We start from the raw sequence: 22,072 nt of genomic DNA, 5'->3' as shown, positions 1-22,072 counted from the left end.
ATGACAACTCAATATGGATTTTATATTGATTCAAGCCGCTGCACAGGCTGCAAAACCTGCGAAATGGCCTGTAAGGATTTCAAAAATCTGACGCCTGACGTCAGTTTCCGACGGGTATACGAATATGCCGGTGGCGACTGGCAGCAGGACGGCGATGGCTGGCATCAGAACGTCTTCGCCTATTACCTGTCGATTTCCTGTAACCATTGCGCAGATCCGGCCTGTACCAAAGTTTGCCCGAGCGGCGCCATGCATAAACGGGAAGATGGTTTCGTAGTGGTCAACGAAGACGTATGCATCGGTTGCCGTTACTGCCATATGGCGTGTCCGTACGGTGCGCCGCAGTACAACGAAGCCAAAGGTCATATGACGAAATGCGACGGCTGTTATGAGCGGATCGCAGAAGGCAAGAAGCCCATTTGTGTTGAATCCTGCCCGCTACGTGCGCTGGATATGGCACCGATCGAAGAACTGCGTGCGAAATACGGCGAACTGGCTGAAGTCGCGCCTTTGCCCGCTGCACATTTTACTCACCCAAATATCGTCATCAAACCCAATGCGAATTGCCGTCCGGTAGGCGATACCACGGGTTATCTGGCTAACCCGAAGGAGGTTTGAGATGGGAAACGGATGGCATGAATGGCCTTTAATGGTCTTTACGGTTCTCGGGCAATGCGTGGTTGGCGCATTTATCGTGCTGGCGATTGCATTGCTGACCCGGCGTAGCGAAGAAGAATATCGCCGGATCCACCTGTCGATGTTTTTTCTCTGGGTGCTGATGGCGGTAGCTTTTATCGCCTCGGTTCTGCACCTGGGCTCACCGCTGCGCGCTTTCAATTCTCTCAATCGTCTGGGCGCTTCACCACTGAGTAATGAAATCGGCAGTGGATCACTTTTCTTTGCCTTAGGCGGGATTTACTGGTTGCTGGCTGTCCTCAACAAAATGCCTAGCGCATTGGGAAAAGTCTGGCTGATCGTGACCATGGTGGCTGGTGTGGGTTTCGTTTATGCCATGTGCCGTGTTTACGAAATCAATACGGTGCCGACCTGGGATAATGCTTACACCGCGTTCCACTTCGGGCTGACGGTGCTGATTGGTGGCCCGGTTCTGGGGTATCTGCTGCTGCGCGGCGCTGATATTAACGGCTGCGCGCTTCGCCTGCTGCCGGTTATCAGTGTCACGGCGCTGGTCGTCAGTATGTGTGTGGTGGTAATGCAAAGTGCCAGCCTTGCCTCGATCAACAGCGCCGTTCAGGCGGCTTCTGCGCTGATCCCGCAATACGGCATGTTGTCAGTTTCACGGCTGGTGCTGATTGCTTTGGGGCTGGGTTGCTGGATTTGCCCGCTGATACTGCGCAAGCGCCCTGCGATCGCTTCAATGGTTTTAGCTTTCGTGCTGGTCTTTGCCGGGGAGCTGATTGGACGTGCAATTTTCTATGGTTTGCATATGACCGTGGGTATGGCCGTCAGCGGCTGATTTCAGTTTATCAGGGAACGCGCCGTCGGTAGTGATGTGCACCCAAAAGAAAGAGTTAACTATGTCAGCAGAATCAATAAGTTTATCCGCGAAGGTACTGGGCGCGATGCTGTTTTATCCCCCGGATTCAGAACAAGTTCAGCCTCTGATTGCCTTGCTCAAAAGCAATGACTGGGTGCAGATGTGGCCATGCGCAACGCCGGAGGCGAAAGCCTGTGCCGCAGAATTGTTCGCTGAGGCCAATGTTTCAGCGGAAGAGTTAAATGACGCATGGCAGCGCCTGTTTGTCGGGCCTTATGCCTTACCGGCCCCGCCGTGGGGCTCAGTCTATCTCGATAAAGAATCCGTCATTTTTGGCGATTCCACACTGGCATTACGCCAGTGGATGCGTTTAAACCATATTGAACCGCATCTTAAGCAGGCTGAACCGGAAGATCACATCGGGCTGATGCTGATGTTGTCCGCCTGGCTTGCTGAAAATTCGCCGCAACTGCTGGGTGAATTTCTGACTGTACATTTGATGCCATGGGCAGGGCGTTATTTCGAATTGCTGGGAATGAAAGCTGAACATCCGTGGTATGAGGGCGTGGCCGTTCTGGCGGAATCAACGCTTAGCGGATGGCGAGAGGCACTGGTGCTGGAAGCTATTCCGGCGAAGGAACTGTATTTCTGATGAGTGATCCACGGGATAGCCGTTACTATCACGCCTGGATGAGCAGCCGGGTTGTCAGCCGCCGGGGGTTATTCCGTGGATTATTGTCATCCGCAAAGCCGTCTGCAGAAGTAAATACGGTCGCCGGAGATTTGCGTCAGCAGGCCGTGCCGCGTCCACCGCAGGCGCTGGCAGAACCGCTTTTCCTTAAGCAATGCAACGGGTGCGGGCATTGCGCGGATGCTTGTCCTGTAGGTTTACTCAGTATTGAGTCCGGTAAGGCCGTACTCATTATCGATTACGCGGAATGTGATTTTTGTAGTGCCTGTACTCAGGCCTGTGAACGCGGTGCGCTTGACCTGAGCATTTCGCCGGACACGGGCCTGCGTCCGGTAATTCTGCCGCCCTGTTTAGGTCGCATGGATGATTTATGCAGGATGTGCGAAATTGCGTGTCCGCGCTCGGCAATATTTTTTAATCAACAGAATCAACCTTCCGTAGATAACCAGAAGTGTGACGGCTGCGGTAAATGCAAACTTGTTTGTTATCATGGTGATATTCAATTGTCATTGAAGCGTCATGATTCCTGATCTCTTTGCTTGATTAGCGATTTCAATCATCACCCCGCAGTTTGTGCGCAGGCCTCTTTTTGCCAGATTGACATTTTTTTGGCCGGTGGCATGATGCGCGCAATTTCTCCGATTTTTGGTCGTCAACAACCTATGTCCGCCTATTCCCGTCCCGTCGCTCTACTGTTGTGCGGACTTCTCCTGCTGACGATTTCTATCGCCGCTTTAAACACGCTGGTGCCGTTGTGGCTCAGTCACGAACAACTGCCAACCTGGCAGGTCGGGCTTGTCAGTTCATCGTATTTCACTGGCAATTTGCTGGGTACGCTGATTGCCGGCAGCCTGATCAAACGTATTGGTTTTAACCGCAGCTATTATCTTTCCTGCATCATGTTTGCTGTCGCAACCGCGGGTCTGGCGCTTTCCATGGACTTCTGGAGCTGGATCACCGCACGCTTTGTCGCCGGTGTAGGCTGTGCGCTGATCTGGGTTGTGGTGGAAAGTGCCTTGCTGCGCAGCGGTACAGTGAAGAACCGTGGTCAGCTGCTGGCGGCCTATATGATTATGTATTACATCGGTACAGTGGTCGGGCAACTGCTGGTCGGCACCGTACCAACAGCAATCTTCAGCGTGTTGCCTTGGGTGACCGCGTTGATTGTGATAGCGATGCTGCCACTGCTGTTAACGCATATCGAAAATCAGGACAGCGAACAACCCCGCCACGCGGTGCTGCCGATGTTCAGACGTCGTAACGCACGTCTGGGGATAAATGGCTGTATTATTTCCGGAATTGTCCTTGGGTCACTCTATGGTCTGATGCCGCTTTTCCTGACCCATCAGGGAATGAGTGATGCGAATGTGGGTTACTGGATGGCATTGCTGGTCAGCGCAGGAATTATCGGACAGTGGCCGGTAGGGCGACTGGCCGATCGTTACGGACGTCTGATGGTGCTGCGTATCCAGATTTTCGCCGTGATCCTCGGCAGTATCGCCATGCTGAGCGGTTATGCGATGGCGCCGACGTTGTTCATTCTCGGTTGCGCGGGCTTCACGTTGTATCCGGTTGCGATGTCATGGGCTTGCGAAAAAGTAAATTCTGAAGAGCTGGTCGCGATGAATCAGGCATTACTGATGAGTTACACCATCGGCAGCCTGGCAGGCCCGACAATGACTGCGATACTGATGCAGAGCTATTCTGACCGGTTGTTGTTTGTGATGATTGCTGTGGTTTCACTGGTTTATCTGGTGATGCTGATGCGCAAAGCCGACCATCATCATAATCCCGTGGCAACGGCCTGAACTGAGCTATTCAGTACGAAAGCCTTAAATGCAAAAAGACGCCATGAGGCGTCTTTTTTATGGGCAACAATTTGACAAGAAACAATCAGTTCATTAATAAATGACTTTATGTCCGTAGCTGGCAAGAATGTTTTTTACGCGTTCCATAATTTCTTTGGTCGGTGGGTTCACGCCATCCAGACCATATTTCTCACCCATCGCAGTCCATTTGTGTTTGCCCAACTCGTGATATGGCAACAGTTCAATCTTCTCGATGTTCGTCATATCTTTGGTGAACTCACCGAGTTTGTGCGCGGAATCATCATCATCTGACCAGCCCGGCACAACCACATAACGGATCCAGGTACGCTGATTTCGTTTAGCCAGATAGCGGGCAAAATCCAGGGTACGGTGGTTAGAGACGCCGACCAAATTCTGGTGAATATCATCGTTCATCTGTTTCAGATCGAGCATTACCAGATCTGAGACGTCCAGTAATTCGTCGATCACCGGATCATAACGTCGGACAAAGCCGTTTGTGTCCAGGCAGGTGTTAATGCCTTCTTTCTGACATGCGCGGAACCAGTCACGCACGAATTCAGCCTGAAGGATTGCTTCGCCGCCAGAAGCCGTTACGCCGCCGCCAGAAGCATTCATAAAGTGGCGATAAGTCACCACTTCTTTCATTAAGTCATCGACATTGATCTCTTTCCCGCCATGTGTATCCCAGGTATCGCGATTGTGGCAATACATGCAACGCATCAGGCAACCCTGGAAAAATACAATGAAACGGATACCTGGGCCGTCAACGGTGCCACAGGATTCATATGAGTGGATGCGACCTTGAACTGACATTGCGGGTTATTCTCCATATTGACCAATGAATAGCAGTCTACATGTGCGGGTGCTGGTCTGGCAGAGATAAACTGGAAACTACAGGTTTATGATACCAGACAATCAATAAGGTTGATTGTCAGCAATGGCGGTACTGCTTTGCCAGAGGTCCACGGCGTATAGCGCTCTGGCAAAACAGACTGTCGCGAAGACAGTGCGGGTAGTGAGGATGAAACAAAGGCTCCACGTTGTGGAGCCTTTATATATCACGCTAAATCATCAGCAGATTATTACAGGGACTTGGTGAAAGTACGGGTAATAACGTCTTGTTGCTGTTCTTTAGTCAGTGAGTTGAAGCGTACTGCATAACCAGATACACGGATGGTCAGCTGAGGATAGTTTTCAGGATGTTCCATCGCATCTAACAGCATTTCGCGGTTCATGACGTTCACGTTCAGGTGTTGACCACCTTCGATGGACGCTTCGTGGTGGAAGTAACCATCCATCAGGCCCGCGAGGTTCGCTTTACGAACATCATCATCTTTACCCAGCGCATTTGGAACGATAGAGAAGGTATAAGAAATACCATCTTTTGCGTAAGCAAACGGCAGTTTAGCAACAGAAGTCAGAGAGGCAACAGCACCTTTCTGGTCACGACCGTGCATTGGGTTAGCGCCTGGGCCAAATGGAGCACCCGCACGACGACCGTCTGGGGTGTTACCAGTTTTCTTACCATAAACCACGTTAGAGGTGATGGTCAGAACAGACTGAGTTGCTACAGCGCCACGGTAGGTACGCAGTTTCTGAATTTTCTTCATGAAACGTTCTACCAGGTCACAAGCGATGTCATCTACGCGAGAATCGTTGTTACCGAACTGTGGATATTCGCCTTCAATTTTGAAGTCTACAGCCAGGCCGTCTTCGTCACGGATGGTGCTAACTTTTGCATATTTGATAGCAGACAGGGAGTCAGCAGCAACTGACAGACCTGCGATACCACATGCCATTGTGCGATAAACATCACGGTCATGCAGCGCCATCAACGCAGCTTCGTAGCTGTATTTGTCGTGCATGTAGTGAATGATGTTCAGTGCTGTGACATACTGTTTAGCCAGCCAGTCCATGAAGTGATCCATGCGGTCCATAACTTTGTCATAGTCCAGCACTTCATCCATCATTGGCGCTTCTTTAGGGCCAACCTGGATTTTCATTTTTTCATCAACGCCGCCGTTGATTGCATACAGCATGGTTTTCGCCAGGTTTGCACGAGCACCGAAGAACTGCATTTGTTTACCCACAACCATTGGGCTCACACAACAAGCGATAGCGTAGTCATCGTTGTTGAAATCAGGACGCATCAGGTCATCGTTCTCATACTGTACAGATGAGGTATCGATAGACACTTTCGCTGCGTACTTTTTGAAGTTCATTGGCAGCTTTTCAGACCACAGGATGGTCATGTTCGGCTCTGGTGAAGGCCCCATGGTGTACAGAGTATTCAGGAAGCGGAAGCTGTTTTTGGTTACCAGAGTACGACCATCAACCCCCATACCTGCCAGGGATTCAGTCGCCCAGATTGGGTCACCAGAGAACAGTTCATCATACTCAGGCGTACGCAGGAAACGAACCATACGCAGTTTCATAACCAGGTGGTCAATCAGTTCCTGAGCTTGTTCTTCGTTCAGTTTGCCTGCTTTGATATCACGTTCGATGAACACGTCAAGGAAGGTAGATACGCGACCGAAGGACATTGCAGCACCGTTCTGAGATTTCACCGCAGCCAGGTAGCCGAAGTAAGTCCATTGAACCGCTTCTTGTGCGTTGGTGGCAGGACCAGAAATGTCGCAACCGTATTTGGCAGCCATTTCTTTAATCTGACCCAGAGCACGGTGTTGTTCAGAGATTTCTTCACGCAGCTGGATGGTCATTTCCAGATTCACGCCGTTTTCCAGATCATTTTGCAGAGACTGGAATTGTGCGTATTTATCAGCCATCAGGAAATCAATACCATACAGCGCAACGCGACGGTAGTCACCGATGATACGGCCACGGCCATAAGCATCTGGCAGACCGGTCAGAACGCCAGATTTACGGCAGTTCAGAATGTCTTTGGTGTAAACGTCGAAAACACCCTGGTTATGGGTTTTACGGTAGTCGGTGAAAACTTTTTTCAGCGCTGGATCCAGTTCACGGCCATAAACTTTACATGAACCTTCAACCATTTTAATGCCGCCGAATGGGATCAGAGCACGTTTTAATGGCGCGTCAGTTTGCAGACCAACGATAGTTTCCAGAGATTTATTGATGTAGCCAGCGTCATGAGAAGTGATGGTAGCCGCAACGTCAGTATCAAAATCAACAGGAGCCTTAGTGCGGTTCTCCAGTTTGATACCTTCCATTACTTTATCCCACAGGGTGGTTGTCGCTTGAGTCGCGCCAGCCAGGAAGGATTCATCACCTTCATACGGTGTGTAGTTTTTCTGAATGAAGTCGCGGACGTTTACGCCATTCTGCCATTCACCAGCACTAAAACCTTCCCATGCGTTGGTCAATTTTTCATTGAGCTTGGACATTTTGCACCTACCTTCTAATTTGGATTTCTTAAAAATCGCGTGTAAAACTGTCGTAACAAGAGTGCCACGTTGTATCAGTGGTGCTTCTCATCGCGAAGATATATGACCCAATACGTTAACCCTACCAGCAAACCGCCCCCAATGATGTTACCGATGGTCACAGGAATGAGATTGTCGATGATAAAGTTAGTGATGTTCAGTTCTGCGAATTGTGCCGGAGTTGCGCCGACAGCCTGCCAGAATTCTGGTGTCGCAAAGTTCTTCACCACTATGCCTAAAGGGATCATGAACATGTTGGCAATGCTGTGCTCGAAACCGCTGGCGACGAACATGCCGACGGGGAGGATCATTGCGAACATTTTGTCCATCAGACTGCGGCCGGAGTAACTCATCCATACCGCCAGGCAAACCATCAGGTTAGCCAGAATCCCCAGACAAACGGCTTCAATAAACGTGTGATGCATTTTATGGTCAGCAGTTTGCAGAACGTTCAGTCCCCACAAACCATTATCGACCATATACTCACCTGAGAACCAAATCAGTGCGACAAAGAACAGGCATCCGATAAGGTTACCAATATAGACATTGACCCAGTTACGTGCCAATTGCCCCCAGGTGATACGCCCGCTGGCTTTCGCAATCACGATAAGCACAGTGGAAGTAAACAGGTCAGCGCCGCAGACAACGACCAGCATTAAACCCAGTGAGAAGCAGATGCCCCCAACGAGTTTTGCGAGGCCGTAAGGGACGGTGCCGGTGCCTGTGGTGGCAGTGATATAAAAAGCAAAGGCGATAGAAATAAAGACGCCAGCAGTAATGGCTAAAAAGAATGTTTTTAACGGCTGTTTGGTGGCTTTATAAACGCCGGCATCTTCAGCAACTTTCGCTGTAGCGGCGGGTAATATTAGATCGAAGGGGTTGTCAGCTTTCACATTAACTCTCTTATTCAGGGCTATGCACTGCGCAACGAGATACTAGCAAAGCAGTATAACGTAAAAATTGACGTGGATCATACGAGGCGGTTTTTGGTGCTTTTTGATGTACTACTGAAGGGGTGGTTTTTTGCTTAACTCAATGAAAATAAAAGAATAAAAACATTTTAATTTTTACAAATAAAGTTGATGGACGTTCAAATTATTTTTATTTATACGTAAATTATAATAAGCCATTGTTAATGGCTCTCGTCAATTTTACTTTGTGTTTTTTACAGATGAGCAACTTATTAAAAAGTCCGTGGGGCTTAAGTCAGAAAAATGACAACCGGCCTTTATTTCGCGGCGAATTACACGTCATTTTTTCGGCTGAGTCAAACATTTGGCGGTAAATAAACCCCCAAAGCCATTACGAAGGGAAATAAAAAACCGGCAGAAAATTCCGCCGGTTCGTAGATTTTTCAAACGTCGGAAGGTCAGGCTTTTGACCAGTAACGGCGTTTTGCTACCTGGAGTTTTTCGTAAGCGCCCAGCAGAGCCTGATGAGCAGGCAATGCTTTGAGGTCGGCATCTACTGCAAACAGACCGTGGAAACGCTCTTCGCCGCTGATGGCTGCTGAAGCATCATCAACCGCTTTCTGACCGTACATTTTCACGAATGCCGTGTAGTACTGAGCCGGATCACGATCTTCTTCCAGGGATAGCTGAAGAAGTGTTTGCAGACAACGGTAATAGTTGTTGCGCTCATCGCTGTAAACCGATGCATTGAATTCATGCGCCCATTCAGCCCATGTCAGCGCCTGATCCAAATCGCCGCCTGCCAGTGCCAGCATAGATTTCAGCTCGCCTACGCGCAGGGTGTACCAGCCGTTGTCTTTGCCGCTGGCGATGCCCAGAAGCTCGCGAACGCGGGTAAAGTCATCAAGACCTTCATCATCAAGCTGTGTGATCATTTCCAAATAAGCTTCTTTTGGCAGATCGCTGTCTGGCAGAGCCAGCAACTGATCGCGCAAATGAGCGCCCATGCTGTTGTTCGCCAGCAGCAGATCTTCTGCAGGATAGATGTCCGACATACCCGGAACGATAATGCGGCAGGCATACACGTCAAGATGCTCGTAATCCGCGATATAAACTTCAGCGTCCTCTTTATCAAAGATTGCCATCAGCGTGGCGAACTCTTCTTCTGTCTTGCCGCTGAAGTTCCAGTCTGCAAACGGATAGTCGGCATCCTGCTTAAACATATCCCAGGAAATCAGACCGCTGGAATCGATGAAGTGAGTTTCCAGATTGGCATGTTCAGCCACTTCTTCGTCATCGAAGGTTGGGGCGGCGAAGACGTCCAGATCTTTCAGGCTGCGGCCCTGTAGTAATTCAGTGACCGTACGCTCCAGTGCAACACCGAAGTCCGGGTGTGCGCCGAAGGAAGCGAAACAAGTCCCGTTGGACGGGTTGAACAGCACTACGCAAATGACCGGATAGTCGCCGCCCAAAGAGGCATCGTAAGACAGGATTGGGAAACCTTCTTCTTCGAGTTTGGCGATGGCTTCAACCACACCCGGATAGCGCGCTAGCACGTCAGCAGGGATCTCTGGCAGGCTGATAGATTCCGCGATGATACGGTTTTTGACATAACGCTCGAAGACTTCAGACAGACCCTGAACGCGGGCTTCATTCGCGGTATTCCCGGCAGACATGCCGTTTGACACATACAGGTTACCGATGATGTTCATCGGAATATATACGGTTTCCAGGTCAGACTGACGGGTGAACGGCAATGCGCAAATCCCGCGATCCGGGTTGCCGGATTGCAGATCAATCAGATCGCTGGCGACCAGTTCTTTATCTGCATCGTAAAATGCGTGCAGACGCTCATCCAGAATACCTTCAGGCAGAAGGTTATCTTCCGGTAGCGGGAACCATTTCTCGTTTGGATAATGCACGAAGTCGCTGTTGGCAATTTCTTTGCCCAGATAGAAATCGGCGAAGAAATAGTTGGTCGACAGACGCTCAAAATACTCACCCAAAGCAGAAGCCAGAGCGGCTTTTTTGCTGGCGCCTTTACCGTTGGTGAAGCACAGCGGGCAGTCGCGGTCGCGAATGTGCACTGACCAGACGTGGGGAACCGGATTCAGCCAGGAAGCTTCTTCGATATTAAAGCCGAGATCGGTGAGTTTTTGTTGGAAGCGGGAAATGGAGTCTTCCAGCGCCGCGTCTTTACCAGGAATAAAAGTTTGCGTCATTGAGTTCACTTTTGAGCGTGCTAAAAACGCGCAATGATACGGGGTTTTGCGTATTAGCTCCATGTATTCGTGTTAAGAATGTAATCGCTGTGTGAAGTCAAAGGGTTGAGTTTGAACGCGCTGTAATAGCACCTCCCATTTGTCTGTTCATACACACATTATTCCGCAAAATCAGCGTTAAAAGGAGGAATGAACCTTGTGACGCAGATCTCAACGCGCTTTATCAGGTCATGAGGAATAACCGTTACAGATGGCTTGTTTCGAATGATAAAACCGGTAAATTAATGGTAACTATGTGGCTGTCTCAGAGAAGTGGTGAGGGGAAATGACTCAGGTTTATAATTTTAGTGCAGGTCCGGCAATGATCCCGGCTGAAGTGTTGCGTCGTGCGGAACAGGAACTTTGTAACTGGCACGGACTGGGTACCTCGGTGATGGAAATCAGTCACCGCAGTAAGGAATTTATCCAGGTTGCTGAAGAATCCGAAAAGGATATCCGTGATCTGCTCAATATTCCCCGGAACTATAAAGTACTGTTCTGCCACGGTGGCGCACGTGCGCAATTCGCCGCAGTTCCAATGAACCTGCTGGGCGATAAAGCGTCTGCTGATTATATTGATGGCGGTTACTGGGCTCACAGCGCTGTTAAAGAAGCACAAAAATATTGCTCGCCGAATGTCATTGATGTCACCACCACGATTGACGGCAAACGTGGCATCCTTCCAATGAACGAGTGGAAGCTGAGTGCAGATTCTGCTTACGTTCATTACTGCCCGAACGAAACCATTGACGGTATTGCTATCAATGAAATGCCTGATTTCGGGAATAAAATCGTTGTGGCCGACTACTCATCCTGTATCCTTTCGCGCCCGATTGATGTCAGCCGCTTTGGCGTAATTTATGCCGGCGCGCAGAAAAATATCGGTCCGGCTGGCCTGACGCTGGTTATTGTACGCGAAGATTTATTAGGTAAAGCGCGCACTGAGCTGCCATCTATCCTTGATTACACCGTACTGGCCGAGAACGATTCCATGTTCAATACCCCGCCAACGTTCGCCTGGTACCTGTCAGGTATGGTCTTCAAATGGCTGAAAGAACAGGGCGGTCTGCGTGAAATGGAAAAACGCAATCAGGCCAAAGCTGAACTACTGTACGGCTCCATCGATCGCACAGGTTTCTATCGTAACCCGGTTGCCGCAGCGAACCGTTCGTGGATGAACGTTCCGTTCCAGATGGCCGACGCGTCACTGGATAAACTGTTCCTGGATCAGGCGCAGGACGCCGGTCTGCATGCGCTGAAAGGCCACCGTGTAGCCGGTGGGATGCGCGCATCCATTTATAATGCAATGCCGATTGAAGGTGTCAAAGCGCTGACCGACTTTATGGCGGAATTTGAAAAACGCCATGGTTAAGCGCGCTGGCTTTCGGGCCAGTACAATGCTTTTGTTAGAAGCCTCAAAAATGACCCCGGCTTGCTGTCCGGGGTCATTTTATGAAAAGAAGAATTGGAGAAAGAGTGGAATCCCTGACATTACAACCTGTTGCGCTGGTTAACGGCAGCATCAATTTACCCGGCTCAAAAAGTGTTTCTAACCGTGCGCTTTTACTGGCTGCTTTTGCACAGGGCACTACCCGCCTGACTAACCTGCTCGACAGCGATGACGTGCGTCATATGTTGAATGCACTGACACAACTGGGCGTTACGCACCGTTTATCAGCAGATCGTACCGAATGTGAGATTGATGGTCTGGGCAACGCTTTTTCTGATGCTAAAGGTCTGGAACTGTTTCTGGGGAATGCGGGCACTGCGATGCGTCCGCTGGCGGCTGCATTATGCCTGGGTGAGCAGGATGTCGTGCTGACTGGCGAACCGCGTATGAAAGAGCGTCCGATCGGCCACCTGGTGGATGCACTTCGCCAGGGCGGCGCACAGATTGATTATCTGGAGCAGGAAAATTATCCGCCGCTGCGTCTTCGCGGTGGTTTTAGTGGCGGTGACGTCAGCGTGGATGGCAGCGTTTCCAGCCAGTTTCTGACGGCGCTGTTAATGACAGCTCCGCTGGCAGACAACGACACGACGATTCAGATTAAAGGCGATCTGGTTTCCAAACCTTATATCGACATCACCCTGAACCTGATGAAAACTTTTGGTATTGAAGTTGAGAATAACCAATATCAACAGTTCCATATCAAAGGGAAACAGCAATACGTTTCACCGGGCGCTTATCTGGTGGAAGGTGATGCGTCATCTGCTTCCTATTTCCTCGCGGCAGCAGCCATCAAAGGCGGCACTGTGCGTGTGACCGGCATCGGTAAAAACAGCATGCAGGGCGATATTCGTTTTGCTGATGTGCTGGAAAAAATGGGTGCAACTATTCACTGGGCTGATGACTATATTGAATGCACACGTGGCGAGCTGAAAGGCATAGACATGGACATGAACCATATCCCTGATGCGGCGATGACAATCGCTACCACTGCATTATTTGCCGAAGGTCCGACGACGCTGCGTAATATTTATAACTGGCGTGTCAAAGAAACCGATCGTCTGGCGGCGATGGCGACAGAATTGCGTAAAGTGGGCGCAACGGTGGAAGAGGGTGAAGATTATATTCGCGTTGAACCGCCGAAGGCCCTGAAATTTGCTGAGATCGGAACCTATAATGATCACCGCATGGCGATGTGTTTCTCCCTGGTGGCGTTATCGGACACCCCGGTCACTATCCTTGACCCGAAATGCACGGCGAAAACCTTCCCGGACTATTTTGATCAACTGGCTGCGATCAGCACTCTGGCTTAAACTCTTCCGGTATGTGTGAAGACGGCGGACATCTTTGATGTCCGCTTTTTGCTTTAAAGGTGTCAGAAACGTCCGCTTTTTAGGCAACTGAAAAATGCGGGGTAACAGTTGCCACAAAGGCAGCGTATAATGCCGCTCCTGAATTAGTCGTCTTAGGCTAATGAAGCGGGTATTCCCCACCGAAAGGAGACAAAAATGACGGCTTTAGCCCCGGTAATCACCGTTGATGGGCCAAGTGGTGCAGGTAAAGGTACTTTGTGTAAAGCTTTGGCCGAAGCCTTTAACTGGCACTTACTGGATTCCGGTGCCATTTACCGCGTTTTAGCGCTGGCGGCTTTACATCACCAGGTTGATATTGTCTCAGAAGAGGCGTTAGTTCCGCTGGCCGCACATCTCGACGTTCGTTTTGTCGCTCAGGATGGGCAGTTACAAGTGATTTTAGAAGGTGAGGATGTCACCAACGAAATCCGCACCGAGACGGTCGGGAATACGGCCTCACAGGCTGCGGCTTTCCCCCGTGTTCGTGAAGCATTGTTGCGTCGTCAGCGTGCGTTCCGTGAAACGCCGGGCCTGATTGCTGACGGTCGTGATATGGGCACCGTGGTTTTCCCTGACGCGCCTGTGAAGATCTTCCTGGACGCGAGTTCAGAGGAACGTGCAAACAGAAGAATGCTACAGTTGCAGGAAAAAGGCTTTAGTGTTAACTTTGAACGGCTTTTAGCCGAGATCAAAGAACGCGATGATCGTGATCGTAACAGATCTATTGCGCCTTTAGTGGCTGCTCCTGATGCGTTATTGCTGGATTCAACCAGTATGTCCATCGACGAAGTCATCGAAAAAGCGCTGGCTTATGCCACAGAAATTCTAGGATTGCCGCAAAAACAAACCCGGTAATCGAGCCATAATCTGGTGCTGAAGAACATTCAGTGCCAGTTTTGGCTATAGTTTTTTTTAACCTCGCCGCAAGGATCTGTAGCGGGGCATTTGAAACAACCCCATCCAGCAGGAAGCCAGATGGACGTTAAACTTAAGAACCTAAAGATTATCAACATGACTGAATCTTTTGCTCAACTCTTTGAAGAATCCTTAAAAACAATCGAAACCCGTCCTGGTTCCATCGTTCGTGGTGTTGTTGTGTCTATCGACAAAGATATCGTACTGGTTGACGCCGGTCTGAAATCCGAGTCTGCAATCCCGGCAGAACAATTCAAAAACGCACAGGGCGAACTGGAAATCCAGGTTGGCGACGAAGTTGATGTTGCGCTGGACGCTGTTGAAGACGGCTTCGGTGAAACTCTGCTGTCCCGTGAAAAAGCTAAACGTCATGAAGCTTGGATCACGCTGGAAAAAGCTTACGAAGAATCTGCAACTGTTACCGGTGTTATCAACGGTAAAGTTAAAGGCGGTTTCACTGTTGAGCTGAACGGTATCCGTGCGTTCCTGCCAGGTTCACTGGTAGACGTTCGTCCTGTTCGCGACACGCTGCATCTCGAAGGCAAAGATCTTGAGTTCAAAGTCATCAAACTGGACCAGAAACGCAACAACGTTGTTGTTTCCCGTCGTGCAGTAATTGAGTCTGAGAACAGCGCAGAGCGCGATCAGCTGCTGGAAAACCTGCAGGAAGGCATGGAAGTTAAAGGTATCGTTAAGAACCTCACTGACTACGGTGCATTCGTTGATCTGGGCGGCGTTGACGGCCTGCTGCACATCACTGACATGGCTTGGAAACGCGTTAAGCACCCAAGCGAAATCGTTAATGTCGGCGATGAAATCACTGTTAAAGTCCTTAAATTCGACCGCGAACGTACCCGTGTGTCACTGGGTCTGAAACAACTGGGCGAAGATCCATGGGTCGCTATCGCTAAACGTTACCCAGAAGGTACTAAACTGACGGGTCGCGTTACTAACCTGACTGATTACGGCTGCTTCGTAGAAATCGAAGAAGGCGTTGAAGGTCTGGTTCACGTTTCTGAAATGGACTGGACTAACAAAAACATCCACCCATCTAAAGTTGTTAACGTGGGCGATGTTGTTGAAGTTATGGTTCTGGATATCGACGAAGAACGTCGTCGTATCTCCTTGGGCCTGAAACAATGCAAAAACAACCCATGGCAGCAATTCGCAGAAACCCACAACAAGAACGACCGTGTTGAAGGTAAAATCAAGTCAATCACTGACTTCGGTATCTTCATTGGTCTGGACGGCGGCATCGACGGCCTGGTTCACCTGTCTGACATCTCCTGGAACGTTGCAGGCGAAGAAGCAGTACGTGAATACAAGAAAGGCGACGAAATCGCAGCTGTGGTCCTGCAAGTTGACGCAGAACGTGAGCGCATCTCCCTGGGCGTGAAACAACTGGCTGAAGATCCATTCAATAACTACCTGTCTGTTAACAAGAAAGGTACTATTGTTACTGGTAAAGTCACAGCAGTTGACGCTAAAGGTGCTACAGTTGAATTAGCTGGTGGCGTAGAAGGTTACCTGCGCGCTTCAGAAGCTTCTCGCGACCGTATTGAAGATGCAACTCTGGTTCTGAGCGTTGGTGATGAAGTTGAAGCTAAATTCACCGGTGTTGACCGTAAGAACCGTGTAGTAAGCCTGTCCGTCCGTGCTAAGGACGAAGCAGACGAGAAAGATGCAATCGCTGTTGTTAACAACAAACCAGCAGAAGAAAGCAACTTCTCTAACGCTATGGCTGAAGCATTCAAAGCGGCAAAAGGCGAGTAATGACGGGGGGCGGCTCTGTCGCCCCGAAACGGTAGTTTAGCTGCAAAGCTTGGAGGTACTATGACCAAGTCTGAACTTATTGAAAGACTTGCTGGCCAGCACTCTCATATCCCGGCGAAAGCTGTTGAGGATGCAGTGAAAGAGATGCTTGAGCATATGGCTGCAACCTTGGCTGATGGTGAACGCATCGAAATCCGTGGGTTTGGCAGTTTTTCTCTTCACTACCGTGCTCCGCGTGTGGGACGTAACCCTAAAACGGGCGATAAAGTTGAGCTGGACGGTAAGTACGTTCCTCACTTTAAGCCAGGTAAAGAGTTGCGTGATCGCGCGAACATTTATGGCTAAGGTTTATTCCTGAAACATAAATGACTGCCTATAGCGAATGCAAAACGGTGCCTTTAAGGTGCCGTTTTTTTTGTCATTTTCGACCTGAAGACTGTTTCCGTTTTCTCTATTCTGCTTATTATTTGCGTAATGCCTCGCATCGATTCCTTCTGATACTTGTCCCTTTTTCGCTCAAAAACCATACTCCAGTCCTGACGTTGACCTGAATTACAGGCCGTTTAACGCTGAGGGTAAAAACATCAAAATCTCAATGGATGAGGTCGCAATTGCCATTATCACCGGCATGGTGCCGCTGATTTTTCTCGCCACAATTCCCACGACAGTTCAGCTTGTTGCCTTATTTCTGATGACTTGTCTGCTGTTCGTTCCTGAACGAAAACTATTCAGACTGATTGCCATCACATTACTGAGCTTCTGTTGGGCTGCTTATCAGGGGCAAATCCAGCTGCAACAGATTTCATCCCTTCAGGGCGTTAAACGTGAAGTGATTGCCGAGGTGAAAACGGTGAGTTTGGGAACGGAAGGGTCTTCCCGCTTCTTCAGGATAGAAAGAGAGGAGGGTAAACGCGTTTTTCCTCCCGTGTTATTCCGGGCTAAATGGGAAGGGGATACTACGCCTCTGTTGGCAGGGCAACGATGGAAAATACTTGTCAGCCTGCGTCCGGCACATAGCCTGCTCAATGAAGGTGGCTTTGATGCACAGCGCTGGGCGTTGTCGCAGCATGCGCCACTGACCGGCACAATCTACAGCGGGGAGCCTCTGGACACTGAGGCGGACTGGCGTCAGCAATTTATCCAACGCGTCATGCAGAAGATGCCAGAACTTATGAATGCGCCAGTGCTTATTGCATTGGCATTTGGGGAGAAAGGGTTGATTCAAAAACCAGAAATGTTGGTTTTACAGCGTACCGGGATTGCGCATCTGGTCGCCATTTCCGGTCTGCACATTGGGATTGCCGCATTGTTTGGTGGGTGTTTGGCGCGGATGTGTCAGTGGTTTATGCCTGTCAGATTAATCGATTATCGCTTTCCGCTGGTAGTCAGTGAGATTTTCCTGCTGGTTTACACGTGGCTTGCCGGTTGTAATGCGCCTGCTATGCGGACAGCGATGGCATTCTCATTATGGATCCTGCTGCGTTACTTTCGGGTTCGTTGTCATCCCTGGCAGGTCTGGTTATGGGGCGTAGCGCTTTTACTAATAACTGATCCGATGAATTTATTGTCAGATAGTTTTTGGTTGTCGTGTTTTGCCGTTGCTTCTCTCGTTTTCTGGTTTCAATGGGTGCCTTTACCGGCGAAGTTTCAGCAGCACTGGTACTGGTGTGTCATTCGTTGGGGACATTTGCAGGCCGGAGTGACCCTGCTTTTATTGCCCCTGCAAACTTGCATTTTCCATGGGATCAATGTTGCCTCATTTCTGGCAAATATGTGGGCTGTACCAGTTGTATCACTACTCACAGTTCCCTGTGTTCTGGTCGTCCTTTTTCTGAACATCTTCCCGGCCGGGTTGCTGACGGGGATCCAAACCTTACTCTGGCAGGGTGCTGATTACACACTGAATCTGGCAATGTGGGGCGTAAGACCATTCATCGGTAATTGGTTTGCGCTGGGAGAAAACTTTCTGTTTGTCAGTTTGTTGGGATGGGTTGCTATAATTTTTTGCCGTATCGGGCACGTGAAACAATGGGTTTCAATACTGGTGTCGTTTTGCGCGGTATCCGTAGTCTGGTACGGACGGATCCCTGCTGAACGCTGGCGTGTTGATATGCTGGACGTCGGGCATGGTTTGTCGGTACTCATCAGCCGGAATGGGAAAGGTATTCTCTATGATACGGGGAATAAGTGGGAAGGTGGGTCAGCGGCTGAACAGAATATTTTACCGTTTTTGAATTGGCATAATATCGAGTTAGAACAGATAATTATCAGTCACAACGATATGGATCATCGTGGTGGCCTGCCATTTTTGCAATCGCGATATCCTCAGGCAAGTTTGCGGGAGAGTTCCATGTCAGAGGGGCATCTGGCGTGTGTGGCCGGAGAACACTGGCAATGGCAGGGGCTGAATTTTAACGTTTTATGGCCGGAGGCAAAAGTTGCTGATGCCCGAAATGATGACAGTTGCGTCATCCGCATTGATGATGGTTCATTCAGCCTTTTGCTGACAGGGGATATTGAAGCCGGTTCAGAAAGGGCCTTGATCAGGAAATCGAGGCAGAAATTGCACTCTACAGTGCTTCAGGTTCCTCATCACGGGAGTAATACGTCGTCTTCACCGCCTTTTTTGCGGGCTGTTTCGCCGGAATCGGCGCTGACATCGGCAGCACGTTTCAACAAATGGCATCTTCCCGCGCATAAAGTTGTTAGCAGATACAACAAAGCCCGCTATGACTGGCACTCCACTTCGGATTCCGGTCAACTAAGCCTGTTCATTTATGGTGATTATTGGGCAATTAAAGGCTTACGGGAGCAATTAAACCCACGTTGGTACCACCGCCGGTTTGGAGTATCAGTAGATAATGAGTAGAATAGGCCGCTATTTCTTTCGATGCTGGTTGATATTGCATGATGAACGATAAAGATCTCTCCACGTGGCAGACATTCCGTCGCCTATGGCCGATGATCACACCTTTTAAAGCCGGGCTGGTTGCTGCGGCTATTGCGCTGGTCGCCAACGCCGCCAGTGATACCTTCATGCTGTCTTTGCTGAAACCGCTTTTAGATGACGGATTCGGAAAAGCAGACCGCTCAATTTTACTCTGGATGCCACTTGTCGTAATTGGTCTGATGATTGTTCGTGGCGTGAGCGGGTACATTTCGAGCTACTGCATCTCCTGGGTATCGGGCAAAGTGGTTATGCATATGCGCCGCCGCCTGTTTGGTCACATGATGAGAATGCCGGTCGCATTCTTTGACCAGCAATCCACCGGTACCTTGCTTTCCCGTATTACCTATGACTCTGAGCAGGTGGCTTCATCGTCTTCCAGCGCTCTTGTCACCGTCGTGCGTGAAGGGGCTTCAATCATTGGCCTGTTTATCATGATGTTTTACTACAGCTGGCAGCTTTCAGTGATCTTGCTGGTCATAGCACCGATCGTTTCGGTTGTTATCCGCGTGGTGTCTAAACGTTTCCGTAACATCAGTAAATCGATGCAAAACACGATGGGACAAGTGACGACCAGCGCAGAGCAGATGCTGAAAGGGCACAAAGAAGTTCTGATCTTTGGTGGCCAGAAAGTTGAAACTGAGCGTTTTGATAAAGTCAGTAACCGTATGCGTCAGCAAGGTATGCGTATGGTTTCTGCTTCATCGATTTCTGACCCGATTATTCAGCTGATCGCCTCTCTGGCACTGGCTTTCGTGCTGTATGCGGCAAGCTTCCCGTCTGTGATGGAAACACTCAGTGCCGGTACGATCACCGTGGTCTTCTCCTCGATGATTGCGCTGATGCGCCCGCTGAAGTCCCTGACGAACGTCAACTCCCAATTCCAGCGCGGTATGGCAGCTTGCCAGACGCTGTTCTCTATTCTGGACATGGAGCAGGAAAAAGACGAAGGCAAGCTGGAAGTTAAACGCGTTAAAGGGGAAGTTGAATTCAAGAATGTCACCTTCACCTATCCTGGTCGCGATGCTCCTGCGCTGCGCGATATTTCTTTCGCTCTTCCGGAAGGGAAAACTGTTGCGCTGGTGGGGCGTTCCGGGTCCGGTAAATCGACTATTGCCAACCTGCTGACACGTTTCTATGACATCCAGGAAGGTAAAATCCTGATGGACGGTCATGACCTGCGTGAATATACCTTGTCATCACTGCGCGATCAGGTTGCACTTGTATCGCAGAACGTTCATTTATTCAACGATACGATTGCCAACAACATTGCGTATGCCCGTACTGATCTTTATTCCCGTGAAGAAATCGAAAAAGCCGCAACAATGGCTTATGCGATGGATTTCATCGGTAAGATGGATAAAGGTCTGGACACGGTTATTGGCGAGAATGGCGTCCTGCTTTCTGGTGGCCAACGCCAGCGCATCGCGATTGCGCGTGCGTTGCTGCGCGACTCGCCGATTCTGATCCTTGATGAAGCGACTTCTGCGCTGGATACCGAGTCAGAACGTGCAATTCAGGCCGCACTGGATGAACTGCAAAAAAACCGTACCTCTTTGGTGATTGCGCACCGCCTATCGACCATCGAAAAAGCCGATGAGATTCTGGTGATTGAAGATGGTTGTATTGTGGAACGTGGCTCACACACCGCATTGCTGGAAGAACGCGGTGTTTATTCGCAGCTCTACCGGATGCAGTTTGGCCAATGATTGAGCGTATCTGGTCAGGTAAATCACCGCTCTATCTGTTGCTGTTGCCTTTGTCCTGGCTGTACGGGTTAATCTCGAATTTAATCCGTTACAGCTATAAATCAGGGCTTAAAAAAAGCTGGCGGGCGCCTGTGCCCGTCGTGGTAGTGGGGAACCTCACTGCCGGGGGCAATGGTAAAACGCCGGTGGTTATCTGGCTGGTTGAAACGCTACAGCAGCATGGATTCCGCGTGGGCGTAGTTTCACGCGGTTACGGCGGTAAGGCTGAAAGCTATCCGCTGGTATTAGCAGCAGATACAAAGGCTGCTCAGGCGGGTGATGAGCCCGTATTGATCTTCCAGAGAACCGGAGCGCCTGTTGCGGTGTCCCCGGTTCGTTCTGATGCCGTTAAAGCACTGCTGGCCGCGCATGAGCTGGACGTCATTATCACGGATGATGGCCTTCAACATTACGCGCTTCAGCGTGATGTTGAAGTTGTGGTGGTTGACGGCGTCCGGCGCTTTGGCAACGGCCACTGGTTGCCTGCCGGACCGATGCGCGAACGTCAGGCGCGTCTGCGTTCTGTTGATGCGGTGATTACCAACGGTGGCACCGCGCTTGCCGGTGAGCTGTCTATGGTTTTACAGCCGGGCAAAGCCGTGAATCTGGTGACGGGTGAACTGCGCGATGCATCGATGCTGAAGAATGTGGTGGCGATGGCCGGTATTGGTCATCCACCACGCTTTTTTGCGACACTCAAACAGCTGGGGGTAGATTTGCAAAAGGAAATCGCTTTCGCCGATCATCAGGCGTACTCCCCTGAACAGATTTCCGCTACGGTACAACCCGGTCAGCAGCTTCTGATGACGGAAAAAGATGCCGTAAAATGCCGCTCTTTTGCTCAGCCGGACTGGTGGTATTTGCCCGTCGAAGCAAAAATTCAGGGTTTACAGGCAGAGAAATTATTGCAAAAAATAGCTGATCTTATTTTGAAAACCCATCTTTAAGCGGGTTGTATCTTCGAAATCCACTTCAGATATTCGAAATTTACGTAAATTTATAATTTCAATGCGACTGATTTTAATGACTTATTTGCGTAAATATTAATGACCCTTAAAATTATTGCGTATCGTGACTTGCTATTGTTTGCAGGTTATGAGTAAATGCGTACAGCCTGTGTTACAGCGCTATTTATGTATGAGTGTAGAGTAAAGCAGTTCCTCCCAGACGTTATCTCTTTCCCGATGATTCCGCTTCCAAGACGAACCTTCTAAGTCCCTCCCATAAGTAATTGTCTGAACTATTGGCCAACATTGCCGAATGGCAGGATCTTATTGAGTAAAAGTTAAAGGGTTT

The 22,072-nt window shown here is 49.7% G+C and carries 17 protein-coding genes; 13 read left to right on the top strand and 4 right to left on the bottom strand.

The annotated features are described in order from the left end of the window. From J8X26_RS08290 to J8X26_RS08270, 5 genes are all read left to right on the top strand, one after another. Complete coding sequence (locus J8X26_RS08290) at nt 1–618, top strand: DMSO/selenate family reductase complex B subunit (RefSeq protein ID WP_208950634.1); 618 nt, start codon at nt 1–3, stop codon at nt 616–618. A 1-nt stretch (nt 619) separates the two neighbouring features. Next, on the top strand, nt 620–1,477 hold the full coding sequence (locus J8X26_RS08285) for a dimethyl sulfoxide reductase anchor subunit family protein (RefSeq protein WP_152324200.1): 858 nt from the start codon (nt 620–622) through the stop codon (nt 1,475–1,477). A 61-nt stretch (nt 1,478–1,538) separates the two neighbouring features. Continuing rightward, the gene (gene dmsD / locus J8X26_RS08280; protein ID WP_152324199.1) at nt 1,539–2,150 is read left to right on the top strand and encodes a Tat proofreading chaperone DmsD; all 612 of its coding nucleotides are present in this window, start codon (nt 1,539–1,541) and stop codon (nt 2,148–2,150) included. Next, on the top strand, nt 2,150–2,719 hold the full coding sequence (locus tag J8X26_RS08275; RefSeq protein ID WP_208950633.1) for a ferredoxin-type protein NapF: 570 nt from the start codon (nt 2,150–2,152) through the stop codon (nt 2,717–2,719). Before dmsD ends, J8X26_RS08275 begins: the two co-directional genes overlap by 1 nt. Nucleotides 2,720–2,851: 132 nt before the next feature. Beyond that, nucleotides 2,852–3,997, top strand: a complete 1,146-nt coding sequence (locus tag J8X26_RS08270) for an MFS transporter (RefSeq protein WP_208950651.1) — start codon at nt 2,852–2,854, stop codon at nt 3,995–3,997. Nucleotides 3,998–4,090: 93 nt separating this feature from the next. Here J8X26_RS08270 and pflA read toward each other — a convergent pair whose 3' ends face one another. The 4 genes from pflA to ycaO all read right to left on the bottom strand — a co-directional run bounded on the left by pflA (nt 4,091) and on the right by ycaO (nt 10,555). Beyond that, nucleotides 4,091–4,831: a pyruvate formate lyase 1-activating protein gene (gene pflA, locus J8X26_RS08265; RefSeq protein ID WP_015689580.1), complete on the bottom strand. Its 741-nt coding sequence runs from the start codon at nt 4,829–4,831 to the stop codon at nt 4,091–4,093. Nucleotides 4,832–5,100: 269 nt separating this feature from the next. After that, nucleotides 5,101–7,383: a formate C-acetyltransferase gene (gene pflB, locus J8X26_RS08260; RefSeq protein ID WP_152324167.1), complete on the bottom strand. Its 2,283-nt coding sequence runs from the start codon at nt 7,381–7,383 to the stop codon at nt 5,101–5,103. Between the two features lie 74 nt (nt 7,384–7,457). Beyond that, nucleotides 7,458–8,315, bottom strand: coding sequence for a formate transporter FocA (gene focA / locus J8X26_RS08255; protein WP_095922616.1), 858 nt, complete (start codon nt 8,313–8,315; stop codon nt 7,458–7,460). A gap of 476 nt (nt 8,316–8,791) precedes the next feature. After that, entirely contained in the window at nt 8,792–10,555 is a 1,764-nt protein-coding gene (ycaO, locus tag J8X26_RS08250) for a 30S ribosomal protein S12 methylthiotransferase accessory factor YcaO (protein WP_208950632.1), read from the bottom strand. 325 nt (nt 10,556–10,880) lie between these two features. Between ycaO and serC the strand changes: the two genes are divergently transcribed. The 8 genes from serC (at nt 10,881) to lpxK (ending at nt 21,723) form a co-directional block, all read left to right on the top strand. Next, entirely contained in the window at nt 10,881–11,966 is a 1,086-nt protein-coding gene (serC, locus tag J8X26_RS08245) for a 3-phosphoserine/phosphohydroxythreonine transaminase (RefSeq protein WP_208950631.1), read from the top strand. Between the two features lie 104 nt (nt 11,967–12,070). Further along, nucleotides 12,071–13,354: a 3-phosphoshikimate 1-carboxyvinyltransferase gene (gene aroA, locus J8X26_RS08240; protein WP_152324710.1), complete on the top strand. Its 1,284-nt coding sequence runs from the start codon at nt 12,071–12,073 to the stop codon at nt 13,352–13,354. Nucleotides 13,355–13,549: 195 nt separating this feature from the next. Further along, complete coding sequence (cmk, locus tag J8X26_RS08235; protein WP_152324163.1) at nt 13,550–14,248, top strand: (d)CMP kinase; 699 nt, start codon at nt 13,550–13,552, stop codon at nt 14,246–14,248. Between the two features lie 156 nt (nt 14,249–14,404). After that, the gene (gene rpsA, locus J8X26_RS08230) at nt 14,405–16,081 is read left to right on the top strand and encodes a 30S ribosomal protein S1 (RefSeq protein WP_101076455.1); all 1,677 of its coding nucleotides are present in this window, start codon (nt 14,405–14,407) and stop codon (nt 16,079–16,081) included. Between the two features lie 60 nt (nt 16,082–16,141). Then, entirely contained in the window at nt 16,142–16,426 is a 285-nt protein-coding gene (ihfB, locus tag J8X26_RS08225) for an integration host factor subunit beta (protein WP_013574835.1), read from the top strand. A gap of 250 nt (nt 16,427–16,676) precedes the next feature. Then, nucleotides 16,677–18,950 (top strand): DNA internalization-related competence protein ComEC/Rec2, encoded by a 2,274-nt coding sequence (locus J8X26_RS08220; protein ID WP_244370420.1) that lies wholly within the window; start codon nt 16,677–16,679, stop codon nt 18,948–18,950. A 38-nt stretch (nt 18,951–18,988) separates the two neighbouring features. Next, on the top strand, nt 18,989–20,737 hold the full coding sequence (gene msbA, locus J8X26_RS08215) for a lipid A ABC transporter ATP-binding protein/permease MsbA (protein ID WP_152324162.1): 1,749 nt from the start codon (nt 18,989–18,991) through the stop codon (nt 20,735–20,737). Further along, nucleotides 20,734–21,723, top strand: coding sequence for a tetraacyldisaccharide 4'-kinase (lpxK, locus tag J8X26_RS08210; protein WP_165058094.1), 990 nt, complete (start codon nt 20,734–20,736; stop codon nt 21,721–21,723). The genes msbA and lpxK overlap by 4 nt, the downstream gene beginning before the upstream one ends. The last annotated feature ends 349 nt before the right edge of the window (nt 21,724–22,072 follow it).

This window comes from Rahnella sp. ChDrAdgB13, assembly GCF_017655185.1.
Lineage (GTDB): Bacteria > Pseudomonadota > Gammaproteobacteria > Enterobacterales > Enterobacteriaceae > Rahnella > Rahnella contaminans.
Note: the sequence above shows the minus strand (reverse complement) of the source record. Positions and strands in the feature narration are given on the sequence as shown.

Coding starts and splice junctions, on each gene's coding strand:
- J8X26_RS08290 (WP_208950634.1), top strand. CDS start 1: ATGACAACTCAATATGGATTTTATATTGATTCAAGCCGCTGCACAGGC.
- J8X26_RS08285 (WP_152324200.1), top strand. CDS start 620: ATGGGAAACGGATGGCATGAATGGCCTTTAATGGTCTTTACGGTTCTC.
- dmsD (WP_152324199.1), top strand. CDS start 1,539: ATGTCAGCAGAATCAATAAGTTTATCCGCGAAGGTACTGGGCGCGATG.
- J8X26_RS08275 (WP_208950633.1), top strand. CDS start 2,150: ATGAGTGATCCACGGGATAGCCGTTACTATCACGCCTGGATGAGCAGC.
- J8X26_RS08270 (WP_208950651.1), top strand. CDS start 2,852: ATGTCCGCCTATTCCCGTCCCGTCGCTCTACTGTTGTGCGGACTTCTC.
- pflA (WP_015689580.1), bottom strand. CDS start 4,831: ATGTCAGTTCAAGGTCGCATCCACTCATATGAATCCTGTGGCACCGTT.
- pflB (WP_152324167.1), bottom strand. CDS start 7,383: ATGTCCAAGCTCAATGAAAAATTGACCAACGCATGGGAAGGTTTTAGT.
- ycaO (WP_208950632.1), bottom strand. CDS start 10,555: ATGACGCAAACTTTTATTCCTGGTAAAGACGCGGCGCTGGAAGACTCC.
- serC (WP_208950631.1), top strand. CDS start 10,881: ATGACTCAGGTTTATAATTTTAGTGCAGGTCCGGCAATGATCCCGGCT.
- cmk (WP_152324163.1), top strand. CDS start 13,550: ATGACGGCTTTAGCCCCGGTAATCACCGTTGATGGGCCAAGTGGTGCA.
- rpsA (WP_101076455.1), top strand. CDS start 14,405: ATGACTGAATCTTTTGCTCAACTCTTTGAAGAATCCTTAAAAACAATC.
- ihfB (WP_013574835.1), top strand. CDS start 16,142: ATGACCAAGTCTGAACTTATTGAAAGACTTGCTGGCCAGCACTCTCAT.
- J8X26_RS08220 (WP_244370420.1), top strand. CDS start 16,677: ATGGATGAGGTCGCAATTGCCATTATCACCGGCATGGTGCCGCTGATT.
- msbA (WP_152324162.1), top strand. CDS start 18,989: ATGATGAACGATAAAGATCTCTCCACGTGGCAGACATTCCGTCGCCTA.
- lpxK (WP_165058094.1), top strand. CDS start 20,734: ATGATTGAGCGTATCTGGTCAGGTAAATCACCGCTCTATCTGTTGCTG.